Genomic DNA, 16014 nt, shown 5'->3' with positions numbered 1-16014 from the left:
TACGTGACTCAGCGCCACCGGACCGGAGCCGCCGCGGGCGGTCTCGCCGCCGCCCTCACCGCCCTCGCTCTGCTCGCCGGGGGCTGTACGGAGGCCGCCGGTGGCGTCCGGGGGACCCCCGGCGCGGCCGGACTGCGCGACCCGTACTTCCCGAAGCTCGGCAACGGCGGCTACGACGTACGGCACTACGCCCTGACCCTCGCGTACGACCCGGCGTCCGGGCGGCTCTCCGGCACCGCCGACATCACGGCCCGCGCCACCCAGGACCTGAGCGCCTTCAACCTCGACCTGGCCGGGCTCACCGTCGGCACCACCACCGTCGACGGCGTGCCCGCCGCCGCCAACCGGGCGGGGAACGAACTGACGCTCCGGCCGCGCGAGGACATCCGGAAGGGCGCCGAGTTCCGCGCGGTCGTCGCCTACGCGGGCGTGCCCGAGCCGCTCACCGACCCGGACGGCGCCCGGGAGGGCTGGCTGCGGACCGCCGACGGGGCCGTCGCGGTCGGTGAGCCCGCCGGGTCCATGACCTGGTTCCCGGGCAACCACCACCCCTCCGACAAGGCCGCGTACGACATCACGATCACCGTCCCGGCCGGTCTCGAAGCGCTGGCGAACGGGGCCAGGACCGCCCGCAGGACGGCGCCCGACGGACGCGTCACCAGCGTCTGGCACACCCCTGAGCCGATGGCCAGCTATCTGGCGACGGTCACGATCGGCCACTACGAGACGACGACGGAGCGCCCGCCCGGAGCGGTGGGCACCCCGCCCGGCGAGGAGACCCCTACGGGAAGTCCCGGGCCCTCCGTCCTCACCGCCGCCGAGCGGTCCCTCGCCGCGCGCACGGCCGCGCTGCGCGCCGAGGTGCCCGGCATCGTGGCCCGGCAGGAGCGGCTCTTCGGCCCGTACCCCTTCGCGGTCGCCGGGGCGACCGTCGTCGCCGACGGCACCCTCGGCTACGCCCTGGAGACCCAGACCCGGCCGGTCTTCCCCCTCGCCTCCTTCGACCGGACGACCCTCGTCCACGAACTGGCCCACCAGTGGTTCGGGAACTCGGTGACGCCCGCGAGCTGGCGCGACCTGTGGCTGAACGAGGGCTTCGCGACCTACGCCGAATGGCTGTACGGGGAGAAGTACGAGCACGTCCCGGCGCGGAAGCGCTTCGAGACGGCCTTCGCCCAGGAGGCCAACTGGGCCTTCCCCCCGGCGGAGCCGCCCACCGCCGACAACCTCTTCGACGCGCCCGTGTACCAGCGGGGCGCCATGGTCCTGCACAGGCTCCGCGAGACCGTCGGGGACCGGACCTTCGACGAGATCCTGCGCGGCTGGCTCGCGAAGTACCGCCACGCCAGCGCCACCACGGCCGACTTCACCGGGTACGCCGAGGACGTCGCCGGGCGGGACCTCGGCGCGCTGTGGGCCGTCTGGCTCTACGGCGACGGCCGTCCGTCCGCCCCCTGAGCGGCCAGCGGTTTCCGCAGGACCAGACACGGCCGTCCGTGTGCGAGATCCGGGCGGCGGTCGGTCTCCTCGTACCCGAGTGAGGTCCAGAAGGCCAGCGCCTTCGGATTGTTCTCCAGGACGGCGAGCCGCAGTCCGGTCCGTCCCCGGGCGCGGAAGCGGTCCTCGACGTACGCGGCGAGGCGCCGCCCGTGACCGGCGTGCCGTACGTCCCCGTGGACCATGAGGAGGCCCAGCCAGGGATCGGGGTCCGCCGGGTCGGGATGGTGGCCGAGGGTCACCGCGACCGCGACGAGCCGACCCTCGGAACGGGCCAGCAGCACCTCCGCCGAGGGCTGGGCGAACTCCTCGGCGAGCGCGGCGGCGACCTGTTCGGGGCGGATGTCGGACGGGTCAGGGAAGTCCCCGGTGAGCTGCTGGAACTCCTCGTCGGACGCGTACAGCGCGGTGAGTTCGGTGAGCAGCGGGCCGGGGAGGGCCGCGCCGTCCTCCAGGGCCTTGGGCACGAGGGCTTCGACGATCACGCGGAAAGGGTAGAGCCCCGGCGGGATTCCCGCCGGGGCTCTACCGGTGTCCCTCACCGGTGCGCCCCAGGGGGGGCGTGCCGGTGCCGGAGCGATGTCAGATGTTGACGCCGAAGTCGCGGGCGATGCCCTCCAGGCCCGAGGCGTAGCCCTGGCCGACGGCGCGGAACTTCCACTCGGCGCCGTTGCGGTACAGCTCGCCGAAGACCATGGCGGTCTCGGTCGCGGCGTCCTCGGAGAGGTCGTAGCGGGCCAGCTCGGCGCCGCCCGCCTGGTTGACGATGCGGATGTACGCGTTGCGCACCTGGCCGAAGTTCTGCGAGCGGTTGACCGCGTCGTAGATGGAGACCGGGAAGACGATCTTCTCGACGGTGGCCGGGAGGCCCGCCAGGTTCACGTTGATCTGCTCGTCGTCGCCGCCGCCCTCGCCGGTGCGGTTGTCACCGGTGTGGACGATGGTCTGGTCCGGCGTCGACTTGTTGTTGAAGAAGACGAAGTGGGCGTCGGAGGCGACCTTGCCCGCGGCGTCCACGCCGATCGCGGAGGCGTCGAGGTCGAAGTCGGTGCCGGTGGTCGTGCGGACGTCCCAGCCGAGGCCCACGGTGACGGCGGCGAGGCCGGGGGCCTCCTTGGTCAGAGAGACGTTGCCGCCCTTGGACAGGCTCACAGCCATGGAAAGTCCCTTTCATCGTGTGTGTCTTCGTCTGGAGGAACGCGTGGCCGCCGTCGACGGTTCCCGGGTGCGTTCCGCCGTGGGCATACGGGTGAAGGGCACGGAGGGAGAAGGGGAAGGGGGAGAACGGGGACAGGGAGGGGACGGGGAGGGGACGGGGAGGGGGACGAGGAGGAAGTCGGGCGGAAATCCGGGTGACTCCGACGGCCTCGCACGGGGAACATGGGGGGCATGTCCGGTCCCTATCCCATCCGTGGCTCCGTCTCGCTGCCCGAGGCCGAGCTCCAGTGGCGTTTCTCGCGTTCGTCGGGTCCGGGCGGACAGCATGTGAACACCAGCGACTCACAGGTCGAGCTGCGGTTCGACCTGGCCGCCACCGAGGCGCTGCCCGAGGTGTGGAAGGCGCGGGCGCTGGAGCGCCTCGCGGGCCGTCTGGTCGGCGGCGTCGTGTCCGTACGGGCCTCGGAGCACCGCTCCCAGTGGCGCAACCGCGAGACGGCGGCGGTCCGGCTGGCCGCCCTCCTCGCCGAGGCGACCGCCCCGCCGCCGAAGCCCCGCAGGGCGACGAAGATCCCGCGCGGCATCAACGAGCGGCGGCTGCGGGAGAAGAAGCAGCGCTCGGAGACCAAACGGACCCGCAACTCCCGCGACTGGAGCTGAGCCGGTCGTCCCGTAAGGGCTCCGCCGCATCCCCTACGGGCCCCGTCGGCCCGCGTCCCTCAGGACAGCTGTCGGTACTTCCCCTGGAAGTACGTCAGCGGGCCGCCCTCCGTCGTGCGGGTGGCCGCCGTCAGGACCCGGCCCACCACGAGCGTGTGGTCACCGGCCACCACCCGGTTCTCCGTACGGCACTCCAGGACCGCGAGCGCGCCGCCCATCAGCGGGGCGCCGCTCTCCTCGCCCCGGACGTACGGCAGGTCCGCGAAGAGGAGCCGGTCGCTGACGCGGTTCTTCATCGCGAAGCGCCCCGCGATCTGCCGCTGGTCCTCCGCGAGGAGCGACACCGCCCACACCGGCACCTCGGCGAGCAGGTCGTCCATGCGGGAGCCGTTGCGGAGGCTGACCAGGACCAGCGGCGGGTCGAGGGAGACCGACACGAAGGCGGTGGCCGTCATGCCGACGTCCTCGCCGCGCGGCCCGTCGTCGGGATCGTGCGCGGTCACCAGGACCACGCCCGCCGCGAGGCGGGACATCGCCGCCCGGAACTCGTCGTCGCTCACCCCTCCAGCATGAGGGACGGCCAGATCGGACACGGGGGGCGGGGCGGGAGTCTTCTGCAGCACACCCGCACGCTAGCCCCGGCGCTCCGGCGGGCGCATCGGGCGGGGGGACCAGTCGGACACCCCCGCCGGTCCTAGGACCCACCGGCCACCGGGGCGCACCGGGCCCCCCGTCCCCGCCCAGGGCCCCGCCGTCTCGCCGGTCCGGCGCGCCTCGCCACGACCCTTTGTGACTTGAGTCACAGAGGCTAGTAATTGCTGACCCTGTGTACCGGGTGTGAAGCTCGCTGTGATTCAGTGGCGATGACAGTGCACATTGAATGGTGAACGTGTGACACGAAGCCGATGAGAAGCCTGGAGTTTGCTGTCGAGGTCTCGGGGAGAGCGAGCGATGGAGACCGAGTCGGAGCCGTACGTCCGTCTCTCGACCCTGCGGCAGCTGCACCGGGTCGTGGCGGACCTCAACACCGCGCGCAGCCTTGCGGACACCCTGCAGACCGTTGCCGACGGCGTGGTCGCCGGTCTCAACTACGAGCTGGCCTGCGTCAACCTCGTACGCCCCGACGGTGACCTCGTCGTCGCCGCCTTCGCCGGGAGCTCCGCCGCCGAAGCGCTGATCACCGGCCGGGTCGGCTCCCGCGCCTCCTGGGAGCGGCGCCTCTCCATGGGCTGCTCCTGGGGCGAGCTGCGGTTCATACCGCACACCGAGGGCTGGGTGCTCATGGACGACGACGTCCCCCAGTGGCACACCGACGGGCCCGCGCCCCGCTTCGAGGACGAGTGGCACCCCCACGACCGCCTCTACGCCCCCATGTACGCGCCCACGCTCGGCTCCGCGCGCACCGGAGGGGTCCCCTCCGGCTCCGGCAGGGAACTCCTCGGGGTCATATCCGTCGACCGCCCGCGCAACGGCCGCCACCCCGGGCCCTGGGGCCAGGAAGCGCTCCAGATGTACGCCTCCCAGTCGGCCATCGCCATCAGCAACGCACGCCTCCGCTCCAACATGCAGCGCGCCCTGGTCCGCCTGGAGCGCGAGCAGCAGGCCCTGCGCGCCAGCGAGGAGTCCTTCCGGCAGGCCTTCGAGTACGCCCCCTCCGGCATGGCCATCGCCGAGATGGGCGGCGACCAGCACGGGCGGCTGCTCCGTACGAACGACGCCCTGTGCAGGCTCCTCGGCCGCCCCGCCTCCGTGATGCGGCGCTACTCCTTCGCCGACCTGGTCCACCCCGGGGACATCGGGACCCTGCTGCGGACCTCCGCCGAGGGCGGCAGGGCCGAACTGCGGCTCGGCCGGCGCGACGGCACCTACGTCTGGGTGTCCCTGCGCAACTCGGTGGTCGCCGACACCGCCGACGGCCCCCGTTTCCTCCTCACCCACGTCGAGGACATCGAGGAGCGCAAGCGGCACGAGCTCCAGCTCGCCCACCGCGCCTCGCACGACGCCCTCACCGGCCTGCCCAACAGCGCCGAGCTGCGCTCCCGGCTCTCCGCCCGGATCTGCGAGCGCCCGGCGGCGTACGCGGGGGCCGAACAGGGCGCCGGATACGGCGGCGGGTTCGGCTACGGGGCGGAGTCCCCGGGACACGGGCCCGCCGGGTACGAGGGCTACGACTCCGGCGGCACCGACCCGGCCGGTTCCGAGCCCTCCCCGCACCCGGCGTACGACTCGCCGTACGAGCACGAACACGAGCACGGCTTCGGTTTCGAGCCCGCGGGGGCGGGCCCGTACGACCATCACGTCCATGTCGTCGCCCCCTCCGGCGGCGGCGAGGTCGACGACGGCAGCAAAGGGCTCGCGGTCCTCTTCTGCGACCTCGACGGCTTCAAGTCGATCAACGACCGCTTCGGGCACCACACCGGGGACGCCGTCCTCATCGAGGTGGCCCGCCGCCTCACCACCGGCGTCCGCGACGGGGACACCGTCGCCCGGCTCGGCGGTGACGAGTTCGTCGTCCTCGCGGACGGGCTCGGCGCGGCCGACGCCGCCGATCTGGCGGTGCGCCTGCGCAACGCGATCATTCCGCCGATCCGGGTGGACGGGCGGGCCGTGCGTGTCGGGGCCAGTTTCGGCATCGGCTGGGCGGAGTGCGGGATGACCGCCGAAGAAGTTCTGAACTCCGCCGACCAGCGGATGTACGTGGAGAAGCGCTCGCGGGCGAAGGCCCACCGCCGGGCCGGATGAGGCGCGGGACGCGGCCGGGTGAACTTCGGGGGCTGAGCCGTTCGGGGTAGGCTCGCCCGGTCGGCGACGGCTGGCGAGCATGGAGAGGAACCCGGATGGCTGCCGGTAACGACGGCGCGAACACGCCCGAGAACGACGATCCGTTCGGCTACCTGTACGCGGACGGTCAGGCGGCGGGTGCCCAGCCCCCGCAGGGCGGCGGCTACGGCTACCCCGGCCCCGCCCCCGCGCAGCCGGGTGTCCCCCGCACCTCGTACAACCAGGTCAGGACCGTAGGCGAGCGCCAGTACGGACAGCCGCAGCAGCCCTATGTGCCGCCGCAGCAGCAGGGCCCGTACGGCCAGCCGCAGGCGCAGTACGCCGCGCCCGAGATGTACGGCGGGCCGCAGACCCGGGGGACCCCGCTGCCGCAGCAGCGCGGCGGCGGCTCCGGCCGGGGCCCCAACACCCGGGGCCTGCTGATCGGCGCGGTCGCGGTCGTCGCGGTCGTCGTCATCGGCATCGCCGCCGCCGTGATCAGCAACTCCGGCGGGGACGACAAGAACGGCCAGGCGGACGGTACGGCCCCGACGGCCCCGACGACGGTCTCGCAGGAGCCCAGCGGCGAACCCAGCACGGAGAGCGCCCCGACCGAACTCCCGAAGCAGGACGCGGCGACCCTGAAGCTGGGCGGGTCCGCCGCCCTCGCCAAGGACGTCAAGGGCGCCGAGGGCTCGGACGGGACGTACGTCGCGGGCTTCGAGCAGGTCGGCTCCTCGGTGACCTGGAAGGCGAAGATGCCGGTGGACGGCGACTACCGGCTGACCGTCCGCTACGCCATCCCCGCCGTCGACGCCTTCGCGACCCTGACCGTCAACGGGAAGCCGAACTCGCAGCCCATAGGGCTGAAGAACTTCATCAGGTCCTCGGACCCGAACCTGGAGAAGAACTGGCAGACCACCTGGGCGCCGGTCACCCTCCAGAAGGGCGAGAACGAGATCAAGATCTCCTGCGAGACCGGCAACCAGTGCAACGTGCTGCTCGACTGGCTGGAAGTCACCCGGGTCCCGGGCTGACCCCCGGGTCCGTGACCTGCACCCGCGCGCGTACGTGACCGGTCTCCGGACCTGTGACTTTCCCCGGGGCCGTGACTGGTCTTCGGGTCCGTGACGTGCACTCGCGTACGTGACCGGTCTCCGGACCTGTGACCTGCCCCGGGTCCGTGACCGGCCCCCGGGTCAGGTCTCCGGCGGCCGTCAGACCGGCTCGTTCGTGACCGTCACCCGTGCCAGCAGTTCCGTGTAGGCCGGGGCGTCGAACTCGCCCGCCACCGGGGAGAGGACCGTCGCCGCCGACAGGGCCACCGCCCTTCTCAGGCGTTCCGGCCAGGGGGCGCCTTCGGCCAGGGCCGACAGGAGGCCCGCCACCGCCGAGTCGCCCGCGCCGGTGGGATTGCCCTTCACCGTGGCGGGCGGGCTCGCCCGCCACCGGCCTTCCGGGGTCGCCGCGAGCAGGCCCCGGGGGCCGAGCGAGGCGACGACCGCGCGGGCGCCCCGGCCCCGGGCCTCGTCGGTCGCGCGCAGCGGATCGCGGGAGCCGGTGAGCTGCGCCAGCTCCTCCGCGTTCGGTTTGACCAGGTCGGGGCGGGCCGCGATGCCCCGTCGCAGCGGCTCGCCGCTGGTGTCCAGGAGGACGGGCACCCCGGCGGCGCGGGCCAGCCGGACGAGTTCCGCGTACGCCCCCACATGGATGCCCGGCGGGAGGCTGCCGCAGAGGGCGACCGCCGCCGCCCCGTCGAGGAGCGCGGTGAAGCGGACCCGGAAGGCGGTCCATTCGGCGGGGGTGACGGTCGGCCCGGGTTCGTTGAGCTGGGTGGTGTCCCCGGAGGCCGCGTCGACGACGGCGACGGTGCGCCGGGTGGGGCCGCCGGTCTCGACGAGTTCGTCCAGGACCGGGGTCGCGGCGAGCCGGGCCCGCAGGTCGGCGCCGGTGGGGCCGCCCGCGAAACCGGTGGCGACCGTCTCGTGGCCGAGGGCGGCGAGCACCCGGGCCACGTTGAGGCCCTTGCCGCCGGGGCGTTCGATGACCTGGGTGACGCGGTGGGAGGCGTGCGGGGTGAGAACGGGGACCCGGTACGTCAGGTCCAGCGCCGTGTTGAGGGTGACCGTGAGAATCACCTGACCGACCCCCGTACTCCGTGTGAAGTCCTGTGGAACGCGCGCTCCGACGGGCACCGATCATGTCAAACGAAAGGCGGTAGGCCCAGACCCCCGGCCCACCGCCCTTCGGCATGACTCCTGATCAGACGGCCGTGGCCGCCGTCGGGTCGACGATCCACTCGCCCTTGCGCATGACGCCCTTGAGCTCGAACTCCGCGTCGAGGACGACGATGTCGGCGTCCTTGCCGGGCTCCAGGGAGCCGACCCGGTCGTACACGCCGAGCAGTCGCGCCGGGTTGGCGGAGATGGCCCGGACGACCGCCTCGACGGGGAGCCCGTCGATGGTGGTGGCCCGCTTGAACGCGCGGTCCAGGGTGAGGGTGGAACCGGCGATGGAGCCGCCCTCGACCAGCCGGGCGACGCTGTCCTTGACCTCGACCTCCAGCGGGCCGAGCATGTAGCGGCCGTCGCCGAACCCGGCGGCGTCCATGGCGTCGGTGATGAGGGCGACCCGCCCGGGGCCCGCGTGGTGGAAGGCCAGCTCCAGGGCGGCCGGGTGCAGATGCGTGCCGTCGTTGATGAGCTCGACGGTGATCCGCTCGTCCTCCAGGAGGGCGGCGATCGGGCCGGGCGCGCGGTGGCCGAGCGCGGGCATCGCGTTGTACAGGTGGGTGGCGACGGTGGCGCCCGCGTCGATCGCGGCGACGGTCTGCTCGTAGCTGGCGTCGGTGTGGCCGATCGCGGCGATCACCCCGTGCTCGGCGAGCAGCCGTACGGAGTCCAGACCGCCGGGCAGCTCGGTGGCGAGGGTGACCATCTTGGCCTGGCCCCGGGCGGCGTCGATCAGCTTGCGGACCTCGGCCGGGTCCGGGTCGCGCAGCAGCGTCTCGTCGTGGGCGCCCTTGCGGCACGGGGAGATGAACGGGCCCTCGAAGTGCAGACCGGCCAGCTCGCCCTGCTCGGCCAGCTCGGAGAGCAGTCCGGCCCGCTGGGTGAGGAAGTCCATCTCGCCGGTGACGAAGGAGGCGACGACGGTGGTGGTGCCGTGCAGCCGGTGGGTGTGGATGCCCTTGAGCACCTCGTCGACGGTGCCGGAGGTGAAGGAGGCGCCGCCGCCGCCGTGGTTGTGCATGTCCACGAAGCCGGGGACGAGCCAGTGGCCGGTCAGGTCGACGGTCGGGGCGCCCTCGGGGGAGCTGCCCGCGATGCGGTCGCCGTCGACGATCACGCGTCCGTTCTCGACGATCCCGGTGGGCAGCACGACGTGTGCGCCGGCGAGAACCTTGTGATCGGCCATCAGGCGGAAACCTCCGAGTCGGTGGGGCGCTGTGCGGCGAGAAGGTCCCAGGCGAGGAGGCCCGCGCCCAGGCATCCGGCGGTGTCCCCGAGGGCCGCCGGGACGATCGCGGGCAGCTTCTGGAACGTGACTCGCTCCTCCACCGCGGCCCGAAGTGGTGTGAACAAGGTTTCCCCGGCCTCGGCGAGTCCGCCACCGATGATGAGCGTGCGGGGGTCCAGCAGGGTGAGCGCGGTGACCAGACCGTCGGCGAGGGCGTCGACGGCGTCCTGCCAGACCTTGAGGGCCTTGGCGTCGCCGGACTCGACGGCCTTGGCGCAGTCGGCCGCGTCGGCCTCGGGGTCGCCGCTGGCCTTGGCCCACGCCTGGGAGACGGCGGAGGCGGAGGCGTACCGCTCCAGACAGCCCCGCTGGCCGCAGCCGCAGTCGGTGCCGCCGGGGCGGACGACGATGTGGCCGATCTCGCCCGCGTAGCCGTGGGCGCCCGCCTCGATGCGGTCGCCGATGCCGATGGCTCCGGCGATGCCGGTGCCGAGGGGGACGAAGAGGAAGCGGTCGGCGCCGTTGCCCGCGCCGATCCGGCCTTCCGCGAGACCACCGGTGCGCACGTCGTGGCCGAGGGCGACGGGGATGCCGTCGAGCCTGCGGCTGAGGAGTTCGCGCATGGGAACGTCGCGCCAGCCGAGGTTGGCGGCGTAGACGGCGACGCCGTTCTCCGCGTCGACGATTCCGGGGACGGCGACTCCGGCGGCTGCGGCGGGCTGTCCGTACCGCTCGGTACCGAGGGTCCGGAGCTCCTCGGCGAAGCCGAGGATCGTCTCCACGACGGCCTCGGGGCCACGGCGGCGGCCGGTGGCGCGGCGGGCTTCGTGGAGCAGGGTGCCGTCCGCCCCGACGAGGGCGGCTTTCATACCGGTGCCGCCCACATCCAGGGCGATGACATGTCTCACGGAGGACAGTTTGGCGCGCGAAGACCCAAAAGGTCTAGTCCACTGCGGAGGATTGTTGCGTACGGATACAAATTCGGGACCGGCCATGGGTCCATGGTCCTGACTGTGTTGCGGAAGTGATACCCGGGTGGTGTAGACCTCATACCTGCCCAAGGGGGAGACTTGCGGCCCTGCTCAGGGCGAACGTGCGGCTCGATGCAGCTCAACGACGAGCAAAAGGTGGACGAATCCGTGCAGCGGCGACGATTCCTTGGACTGACCGCGGCCGTCGCCGCCCTCGGGCTGACCGCCACGGTCACCGGTTGCGGCGCCCTCGGGGGTGAATCCGGCGAGGTGACCCTCCGGCTGGTCGCCGCCGACTACGACCTCACCGGCGGGGACACCACCAAGAAGTACTGGGACGGCCTGGTCACCGCCTTCGAGGCGAAGAACCCCGGCGTCAAGGTCGAGGTGCGGGTCGAGTCCTGGGACGACGTCGACCGCAAGGTCGCCGAGATGGTCAAGGCGGGCAAGGCCCCCGACATCGCGCAGATCGGCGCCTACGCCGACTACGCCGCCGCCGGGGAGCTGTACTCCGCCGACGAACTCCTCTCCATCCCCGTCCAGGCCAACTTCCTCCCCCCGCTGGTCTCCGCGGGGGAGCACAAGCGCACCCAGTACGGGCTGCCGTTCGTCGCCTCCACCCGCCCCCTCTTCTACAACAAGGCGCTCTTCGAGGAGGCCGGGGCGAAGCCGCCCACCACCTGGGACGAGCTGGCCGAGGCGGCCGGGAAGCTCAAGGAGAACGGCGTCCGCACCCCCTTCGCGCTGCCCCTCGGACCGGAGGAGGCGCAGGCCGAGGCGCTGATGTGGATGCTCAGCGGCGGCGGTGGCTGGACCGACGGCACCGACCACTACAACGTGGACTCCGACGCCAACGTCAAGACCTTCGAATGGCTCAAGAAGGACCTCGTCGGCAAGGGCCTGACCGGTCCGGTCTCGCCCGGCAAGCTCAACCGCAAGGCCGCGTTCGCCGCCTTCGCGAGCGGCGAGGTCGGGATGCTCAACGGCCACCCCTCGCTCCTGAAGGAAGCGGCCAAGAAGGGCGTCGAGGTCGGCCAGATCGCGCTGCCCGGCAACGACGGCCCGGCGAAGGCCGCGATGGGCGTCGCCGACTGGATCATGGGCTTCAAGCAGAACGGGAACCGCAAGGAGATCGGCGACTTCCTCAACTTCGCCTTCAGCGACGAGAACGTGCTGAAGTTCGCCGGGGACAACGACCTCCTGCCCGTCACCGTCACCGCCTCCACCCGCATGGAGACCGACGCCGAGCACGCCAACCTCCGCGTCTTCCTCAAGACGCTCCCGGGCAGCCAGCTCCCCCCGGTCGGCAAGACCTCCTGGGCGAAGGTCAGCGAGACCGTCAAGCAGAACATCGGCAAGGCGGTGACCCCCTCCGGGAACCCCTCGCAGGTCCTGGCCTCGATCGGCCGGGTGGCGACGGCGGCGGAGAACGCGGAGTAATAGGTTGGTCGTATGACCGAGGAGGAAAGGGACGCGAGGGCGGACGCCGTCGGGGGCGGGGACGCGGCCGGTGGCGGGGACGCGGCCGGTGGCGGGGACGCCGCCGGGGACGGATCGCCCGCCGTCACGGACGGCGAGGGTACGGGCCTGTCGGCCGCGGACGGCGGGGATACGGGTCTGTCGACCACCGGCCAGGGCGGTACGGGTCTGTCGTCCGCCGACCACGCCGGTACGGCTCCGATGCCCGCCGCCCCGGACGGCGATACGGCTCCGGCGCCCGCCGCCGCCGGAGCCGCGGTCCCGGCGCCCTCCGTCGACGGAGGTACGGTCCCCCCGCCCGGCCCCGGCCCCGGCCCCGCCGCCGATGCCTCCGGGCTCGGGGCGCGCGAGCGGGCCCTGCTCGCCGTCGAGCGCCGTTCCTGGCCCGGGCCCGGCGCCAAGGAACGGGCCGTCCGCGAGCGCCTCGGACTCTCCCCGACCCGCTACTACCAGCTCCTCAACGCCCTCCTCGACGATCCCCGCGCCCTCGTCCACGACCCGGTGACGGTCAACCGGCTGCGCAGGATCAGGACGGAACGGCAGCAGCGGCGCTGACCGGGCGCCGGGTGGTCCGGTCCGGTGGTCCGGTCCTGTAGGTCTGGTCCGGTGGTCCGGCCTCGTGCTCCGGTCCCGTGGTCCGGTCCGGTGGTCCGTCCCGCTGACGCGGGCGCCCTGCGTCGGTAGGGTCGGGGCATGGTCAGCAGCCTCCCGCACCCGACCACCTCCGCCGGCCGCGACGGTCTGGCCGCGCTCCTCGCGCGGCCCGCGCACGCCGTCGTCGCCCTCGACTTCGACGGCACCCTCGCCGAGATCGTCCCCGACCCGGAGCGGGCCCGCGCCCACCCCGGAGCCGTCGCCGCGCTCGCCGCGCTCGCGCCCCGGGTCGCCTCGGTCGCCGTCGTGACCGGCCGCCCCGCCGGGGTCGCCGTCCGCCACGGCGGCTTCGCCGGGGTCCCCGGTCTGGAACACCTCGTCGTCCTCGGCCACTACGGGGCCGAGCGCTGGGACGCGGTCACCGGCACCGTCCACGCCCCCGCCCCGCACCCGGGGGTCGCCTCGGTCCGCGCCGAACTGCCCGGCTTCCTGGACCGGGCCGGTGCCTGGCCGGGGGTCTGGATCGAGGAGAAGGGCCGGGCGGTCGCGGTGCACACCCGCCGCGCCCTCGACCCCGAGAACGCCTTCGAGGCCCTCAAGGGACCGCTGGGGGACCTCGCCACCCACCACGGGCTGGTCCTGGAACCGGGCAGGATGGTCCTGGAGCTGCGACCGCCGGGCATGGACAAGGGGGTCGCGCTCCTGGAGTACGTACGGGAGACCGGCGCCGGGTCGGTGCTCTACGCGGGTGACGACCTGGGGGACCTGCCCGCCTTCGCCGCCGTGGAGAAGCTCCGCTCCGACGGCGTGCCGGGCCTCCTGGTGTGCAGCGGCTCGACGGAGGTCACGGAACTCACCGACCGCGCGGACCTCGCGGTCGAGGGCCCGCGGGGGGTGGTGGACCTGCTGGCGTCCCTGGCGGCGGCGGTGGGGGGCGGTGCCTGAGGGACCCGGGGACATCCCGTACGGGAAGGCTCCTCAGGGACGTCCCGTACGGGAGCCCCCCTCGGGGACGTCCCCGACGAGCAGGTCGATCACGCCCGTCAGGTCCTCGTCGCCCGCGTCGGGACCCGTCGTCAGTCGCTGTCGCATCAGGGCGAAGTAGGGGGTGAGCAGCTCCGGGCTCACGCCCTGTTCCTCGGCGGTGGCGAGGAAGGTCGGGATGCCGGCGACCTGCATGGACAGCCGGGAGACCACCCCCTTGGTGTAGTCGCCGCCGCTCAGGTGCCGGGCCTTCCCGTGGGCCTCGGCGGTCATGGCGGTGAGCCAGTCGGAGAGGATCGGGGCGAACGCGACCGGGTCGATGTCCTCCCGCCGGATCAGGGCGAAGGCGTGGCTGATGCCCGCGAACATCCCGTACATGGCGCTGAGCAGGGCGATGTCGTGGAGGGCGGCGAAGCCGGGGTCCTCGCCGGTCCAACTGGTCGCGGCGGGGACGGCGAGGGTCTCGTGGTGCTCGTCGAAGAGGGCGCGGGAGCCGCTGTAGAAGACGGAGGCGCCCGCGTCGGGCACGCCGATCATCGGGGGGACGGCCATGATCCCGCCGTCGAGGTAGCGGGCGCCGCGCTCCTGCGCCCAGACGGCGCGGGCGCGGGCCTCGGCGGGGGTCGTGGTGGTGAGGTTGACGAGGTCCTTGCCGGTGAGGTCGGCGTCGGCGAGGGCTTCGCCGACGGAGGCGTCGTCGAGGAGGCAGACGACGACGAGGCGGTGCGCGGCGACCGCCTCGGCGGCGCTCGCGGCGGTCTCGGCGCCTTCGGCGGTGAGCGCTCCGGCGCGGCCGGGGGTGCGGTTCCATACGGTGAGCGGGTGGCCGTCGGCGAGCCAGGCGTGGCCGAGGGCGGTTCCCATGGCGCCGAGGCCGAGGAGGGTGACGGGGGTCTTCCCGTGGGAGTTCGCTGTCATGTCCTCAGGCTGCGGCAGGGGTTGCGGGCCGATCAAGTACCCACTGTTAAGTGGGTGGTTACCCTGAGGTGAGCGAGCAGGTCAGAAGGGTGGACAGATGGCGACGGCGAACAGGCCGGGCACGGAGGGGAGCCACGACTGTGGCCTCGACACCGCGATGGAGGTCATCGGCGGCAAGTGGAAGGTGCTGATCCTGTGGGCCCTCCACCAGGCGCCGCACCGCCGCTTCGGCGAACTGCGCCGGATGCTCCCGGGCGTCACGGAGAAGGTCCTCGCCTCGCATCTGCGCGAACTGGTGGCCCACGGCATCGTCGACCGCACCGCCCACGACGAGGTCCCGCCCCGCGTCGAGTACGCCCTGACGCCCTCGGGCCTCCGCCTGAACGAGGCCCTGGAGCCGCTGTCGGAGTGGGGGAGGACCCGGCAGCAGGGGCGGGTCTAGCGGGCGATCGGTCGGATCATCGAGGTGAGGGCCGGTGAGTCGGGGGACGGGCGGCTCGTGCCGATCGCCGTGTAGCCCCAGGACTCGTAGACCCGCCGGACCTTTCCGCCGCCCGCCGCCGCGTTGACCATGAGGGACACGTGCGCCTCGGCGCGCCCGGCGAGCAGTTCGTCATGGACGCGCCGTGCGAGTCCGGTGCCCCGGTGGGGGGTCGTGACGCCGATCTCCTTGAGGGCGAGGGCCGGGGTGCGGGTGAAGCGGGCGTCGACCTCGCCCATCCGGGTCCACCACCGGTCGCCCTCCTCCACGGTGTTGCCGTACGCGTAGCCCACCGGCCGGTCCTCGTCGTCGAAGGCCAGGACCGCCCCGAACCCCGGCTCTCCGCCGTGGCGTTCCAGCCGCTCGGCGAAGGTGGCCACCGCGTAGTTCGGCAGATGGAGCAGCGGCTCGCGCACCCGCGCGTACACCGCGATCAGGGGAACGACGACCTGACGGAGATCCGCACCGCCGTAGCGACGGAGTCGCGGGGTCATAGGGGCTGCCTCCAGGTGTGGTGGGCGTACTGGGTGCCGTGGGCTTCGTGGGCGGGCGGGCGGGCCGGTGCCGGGCTAGCGGGTCGCGCCGTCCGGCCACAGGACCCGCACCCGGACGCCCGCGCGCTCCGCGTACGCCACCACGTCGGCGGTGCCGCCGAAGCCCCACGCGGGGTTTCCGTCCCACACGGCCAGCAGTTCGTCCGCCAGATCCACGAGGATCTCGCTGCCCGCCATGTGCGCGACCGAGTCGGAGTCGGTCATGCCGGTCCGGTGCACCTCCGCCGCCCGGTCCATCAGCCGGTCGTACACCGGCCAGTGCTCCTCGGGCAGGCTCTCCCGGTACGCGTCGGCCGGGACGACGACCTCCAGCCGCCCGCCGTGCGCGAGCACGTACTCGGCGAACCACGCGTCCGGACCGTCCGCGACGCAGGAGACACCGACCAGCTCGTCCGGGTCGTACGCCCGCACCACGGCCTCCAGAAGCCCACGGACGCGCCTTTCCACATCGGTGTCCAGCCCGCGATGGCCGGTGATCCCCACACGCATCGTGTGCCCT

17 protein-coding genes are annotated in these 16014 nt (G+C 73.1%); 8 read left to right on the top strand and 9 right to left on the bottom strand.

All coding sequences use genetic code 11. The features are described 5' to 3' along the window. Positions 1-3 precede the first annotated feature (3 nt). Positions 4-1458 carry a M1 family metallopeptidase gene (locus ACFXGN_RS28040; protein ID WP_384864481.1) on the top strand — a complete coding sequence of 485 codons (1455 nt, stop codon included), beginning with the start codon at positions 4-6 and terminating at the stop codon, positions 1456-1458. On the opposite strand, the gene ACFXGN_RS28035 is transcribed toward ACFXGN_RS28040, so the two are convergent. Further along, positions 1428-1982 (bottom strand): GNAT family N-acetyltransferase, encoded by a 555-nt coding sequence (locus tag ACFXGN_RS28035; RefSeq protein ID WP_384864479.1) that lies wholly within the window; start codon positions 1980-1982, stop codon positions 1428-1430. The two genes, ACFXGN_RS28040 and ACFXGN_RS28035, sit on opposite strands and share 31 nt — an antisense overlap. A 97-nt stretch (positions 1983-2079) precedes the next feature. Continuing rightward, the gene (locus ACFXGN_RS28030) at positions 2080-2655 is read right to left on the bottom strand and encodes a TerD family protein (RefSeq protein ID WP_351794313.1); all 576 of its coding nucleotides are present in this window, start codon (positions 2653-2655) and stop codon (positions 2080-2082) included. Positions 2656-2877: 222 nt separating this feature from the next. Between ACFXGN_RS28030 and arfB the strand changes: the two genes are divergently transcribed. Beyond that, positions 2878-3315 (top strand): alternative ribosome rescue aminoacyl-tRNA hydrolase ArfB, encoded by a 438-nt coding sequence (gene arfB, locus ACFXGN_RS28025; protein WP_366445508.1) that lies wholly within the window; start codon positions 2878-2880, stop codon positions 3313-3315. A 59-nt stretch (positions 3316-3374) separates the two neighbouring features. Here arfB and ACFXGN_RS28020 read toward each other — a convergent pair whose 3' ends face one another. Further along, positions 3375-3938 (bottom strand): flavin reductase family protein, encoded by a 564-nt coding sequence (locus ACFXGN_RS28020; RefSeq protein WP_384864476.1) that lies wholly within the window; start codon positions 3936-3938, stop codon positions 3375-3377. A gap of 328 nt (positions 3939-4266) precedes the next feature. Here ACFXGN_RS28020 and cdgB point away from each other — a divergent pair, with 328 nt between their 5' ends. After that, on the top strand, positions 4267-6057 hold the full coding sequence (cdgB, locus tag ACFXGN_RS28015) for a diguanylate cyclase CdgB (protein ID WP_384864474.1): 1791 nt from the start codon (positions 4267-4269) through the stop codon (positions 6055-6057). Positions 6058-6152: 95 nt separating this feature from the next. Continuing rightward, positions 6153-7112: a CBM35 domain-containing protein gene (locus ACFXGN_RS28010; protein ID WP_384864472.1), complete on the top strand. Its 960-nt coding sequence runs from the start codon at positions 6153-6155 to the stop codon at positions 7110-7112. Between the two features lie 180 nt (positions 7113-7292). Here the strand turns inward: ACFXGN_RS28010 and ACFXGN_RS28005 are convergent, their stop codons facing one another. From ACFXGN_RS28005 to ACFXGN_RS27995, 3 genes are all read right to left on the bottom strand, one after another. Further along, on the bottom strand, positions 7293-8213 hold the full coding sequence (locus ACFXGN_RS28005; RefSeq protein WP_384864470.1) for a 1-phosphofructokinase family hexose kinase: 921 nt from the start codon (positions 8211-8213) through the stop codon (positions 7293-7295). A gap of 124 nt (positions 8214-8337) precedes the next feature. Beyond that, positions 8338-9492, bottom strand: a complete 1155-nt coding sequence (gene nagA / locus ACFXGN_RS28000; protein ID WP_384864468.1) for an N-acetylglucosamine-6-phosphate deacetylase — start codon at positions 9490-9492, stop codon at positions 8338-8340. Next, positions 9492-10442 carry an ROK family protein gene (locus tag ACFXGN_RS27995; RefSeq protein WP_351794333.1) on the bottom strand — a complete coding sequence of 317 codons (951 nt, stop codon included), beginning with the start codon at positions 10440-10442 and terminating at the stop codon, positions 9492-9494. Before ACFXGN_RS27995 ends, nagA begins: the two co-directional genes overlap by 1 nt. Positions 10443-10637: 195 nt before the next feature. On the opposite strand from ACFXGN_RS27995, the gene ACFXGN_RS27990 reads away from it, so the two are divergent. The 3 genes from ACFXGN_RS27990 to otsB all read left to right on the top strand — a co-directional run bounded on the left by ACFXGN_RS27990 (position 10638) and on the right by otsB (position 13523). Continuing rightward, positions 10638-11945, top strand: a complete 1308-nt coding sequence (locus ACFXGN_RS27990; protein ID WP_384864466.1) for an ABC transporter substrate-binding protein — start codon at positions 10638-10640, stop codon at positions 11943-11945. A 12-nt stretch (positions 11946-11957) separates the two neighbouring features. Further along, on the top strand, positions 11958-12539 hold the full coding sequence (locus tag ACFXGN_RS27985; RefSeq protein WP_384864464.1) for a DUF3263 domain-containing protein: 582 nt from the start codon (positions 11958-11960) through the stop codon (positions 12537-12539). Positions 12540-12677: 138 nt separating this feature from the next. Next, positions 12678-13523, top strand: coding sequence for a trehalose-phosphatase (gene otsB, locus ACFXGN_RS27980; protein ID WP_384864462.1), 846 nt, complete (start codon positions 12678-12680; stop codon positions 13521-13523). A 33-nt stretch (positions 13524-13556) separates the two neighbouring features. On the opposite strand, the gene ACFXGN_RS27975 is transcribed toward otsB, so the two are convergent. Next, positions 13557-14480, bottom strand: a complete 924-nt coding sequence (locus tag ACFXGN_RS27975; protein ID WP_384864460.1) for an NAD(P)-dependent oxidoreductase — start codon at positions 14478-14480, stop codon at positions 13557-13559. Between the two features lie 97 nt (positions 14481-14577). Here ACFXGN_RS27975 and ACFXGN_RS27970 point away from each other — a divergent pair, with 97 nt between their 5' ends. Further along, positions 14578-14922, top strand: a complete 345-nt coding sequence (locus tag ACFXGN_RS27970; protein ID WP_384864458.1) for a winged helix-turn-helix transcriptional regulator — start codon at positions 14578-14580, stop codon at positions 14920-14922. Here the strand turns inward: ACFXGN_RS27970 and ACFXGN_RS27965 are convergent. Then, a complete protein-coding gene (locus ACFXGN_RS27965; RefSeq protein WP_384864457.1) occupies positions 14919-15455 on the bottom strand; it encodes a GNAT family N-acetyltransferase in 537 nt (178 codons plus the stop codon). The two genes, ACFXGN_RS27970 and ACFXGN_RS27965, sit on opposite strands and share 4 nt — an antisense overlap. Before the next feature lie 75 nt (positions 15456-15530). After that, complete coding sequence (locus ACFXGN_RS27960) at positions 15531-16004, bottom strand: hypothetical protein (protein WP_384864455.1); 474 nt, start codon at positions 16002-16004, stop codon at positions 15531-15533. Positions 16005-16014 lie beyond the last annotated feature (10 nt).

The sequence above is a fragment of the Streptomyces sp. NPDC059247 genome (assembly GCF_042754005.1).
GTDB lineage: Bacteria > Actinomycetota > Actinomycetes > Streptomycetales > Streptomycetaceae > Streptomyces.
The sequence above is the reverse complement of the archived record's forward strand: the minus strand, read 5'-3'. Positions and strand labels throughout refer to the sequence as shown.